The organism is Thermovirga sp. (assembly GCF_017656375.1).
Taxonomy (GTDB): Bacteria; Synergistota; Synergistia; order Synergistales; family Thermovirgaceae; genus Thermovirga.
In genome coordinates this window covers 1-2,032 of sequence record NZ_JACDOB010000082.1, presented here as the reverse complement: position 1 = coordinate 2,032, position 2,032 = coordinate 1, and the positions used below count along the sequence as shown (strand labels likewise).

2 protein-coding genes and 1 pseudogene are annotated in these 2,032 nt (G+C 42.0%); all 3 read right to left on the bottom strand.

Annotated elements, in window-relative coordinates; genetic code table 11:
* Positions 1-447: nitroreductase family protein (locus tag H0Z23_RS08990; RefSeq protein WP_296869111.1), on the bottom strand; the 447-nt coding region annotated here is incomplete at its 3' end.
* An 85-nt stretch (positions 448-532) separates the two neighbouring features.
* The gene (locus H0Z23_RS08985; protein WP_296869110.1) at positions 533-1,702 is read right to left on the bottom strand and encodes a Wzz/FepE/Etk N-terminal domain-containing protein; all 1,170 of its coding nucleotides are present in this window, start codon (positions 1,700-1,702) and stop codon (positions 533-535) included.
* A 148-nt stretch (positions 1,703-1,850) separates the two neighbouring features.
* Positions 1,851-2,032 (bottom strand): annotated as a pseudogene (locus tag H0Z23_RS08980) (NAD-dependent protein deacylase); the annotation flags it as partial.

The following is a 2,032-nucleotide window of genomic DNA, read 5'->3' as shown; positions in this document are numbered from 1 at the left end:
ATAGCCTACCGCTAGAATGCATAGCACTCTGTAGGGATCAGGGATGCCCAAAAGGTCCCTAACGTAATCCTCGGCGCTCTTTTCAGGTGAATGGTCCCGGTTACGTATCTGGATCCAGCAGGAACCCAGCCCTATTGACGTAGCTACAAGCTGGCCTATCATGGCCGCCAAAGATGCATCCTCCACCCAAACGTTAGTGGTCTCTTCGTTTCCCATGACAACTATGGCAAGAGGCGCTCCCGCTAGAAAGCCAGAACTAGCTCCTCTAACCTGTGCCAGTTTTTTAATTGTTTCAGGGTTTTTAACAAAAACAAACTCCCAGGACTTCAAATTCTTAGCCGACGGGGACCTCAAAAGCCCCTCCTTTAGCATTTCTATTTTCCCAGGCTCCACTGGCCTATCTTGGTACTTTCTTATACTCCTGCGCTTTCTGAGGATGTCTAGCATCTTAAACGCCTCCCTTCGAGCATACACTTCGCCATTTTAACAGAAATATCAAATACAATACCCTAAAATTAAACCACCAAGATTTTTAAGGCCTTTCCCAAGTAAAGGCTTCTTTGATAATTTTTACTTTTTCTTCGTTTTCCGGGTTTTCAGAAGCCCTGTGGAAAAATTCCAAGAAGAACGCGACGAATATCGCTAAAAACAACCCCAAAATTGATGCAATGGCAATTAAAAGCTTTTTGTTCGGCTTGAAAGGCCTATCTGGCGGTACCGCTTTACCCGAAGTAAGCACAGATACACTTAAAGTTTCTTCTTGTAATTTTGCCTCGTTATAAAGATCTTGCAGGGTCTCACACAGATTTAACTGCCAGAGCCAATCTCTGCGTTTCCTTAAATAGTCCCCAAAGGTAGATAAGTAACCACTCCTTTGTCCATCAGCACTACCCATTAACACCTGTTTTTCGTAAGTTTCAAGCCTATCCTTGAGAAACTCAAGCTCTGCCTCAAGCGCTATACGCGTGTCGTCTCCTTTTTCTAATCTTGCTTTTTCTATCTGAATGGTTTTTTCCACCACTTCTTCCTGCAATTTAAACCAACCTTTGATTAAGGGATCCAGCTTCCACTTTTGTTCTCCTTCTGTCATTCCTGTGCTGAAACCCAGTCGTTCTTCTAGGCTTTTCAATTCTTTTTCCATCGCCCTAAGTTCTTTTGTGGCTTTGTCCAGCTTATGCTTATAATCCTCTCGTTTCTTTTCATATTTGCCATAGGTTATCTTTCTAACCACATCTTCAAGGGCTTCAACGTAGGCATTGGCAATGGTGGCAGCTTTTTGGGGATCATTGTAGGCCACAGATAGATTTATAATGCCCTCTTTTGAGGCCTGGGCGTTCATTTCTCCTATATACTTTTTAACTAAGGCCTCACGGCTCAATTTTTTACCCGGGCCAACCATGCTTCTCCAATCTTGAGGAGCAAACCTTTCCAAAAGGTAATCTTGGACTTCTGTGCTCTTCAGCAACCCTAAATAAGTTTTGTTATTGTTAACTATTTGCACGCTCGCCTTATATTGAGGAGTCATGAGGAACGCCAAAATACCTGCCCCTAAGACAAAAAGCAAAGTTATCCCAATTATGAGACGCCTCCACTTGGCAAAAACCACCATTAAGTCAAGCAACGACACTTCGTCTTCGTCGTAATATTTTTGTGTTGAATGCTCGGATTGAAGGACCTTCCCCGCTAATGGCTTTTCTTCCATTAAATGTGAACCTCCTTTTGAAAAATTCTTTTGCCAGCACACAATACAGCTGCTTGATAAGTGCTTGAGCATGCCCAATTTTATAACTTTTCAATAATATAAAGTTCAACTTGATCCACCAAGAGCTTAAATAAAATTAAGCTTTTTATCATAAGAATCTGTCAACTAAGTTCAAAACTTTATTTATATTAACCTTTATAGCACCATCAGCCAGCTTATCTAAAGGAGTAGGCTCATTATTAATTATGTAAAGCCTTGCGCCATTTCTTTTTGCGAGGGAAGGGAACCAATTGGCCGGAGACACCCTCAACGAGGAACCCAATACCAAAA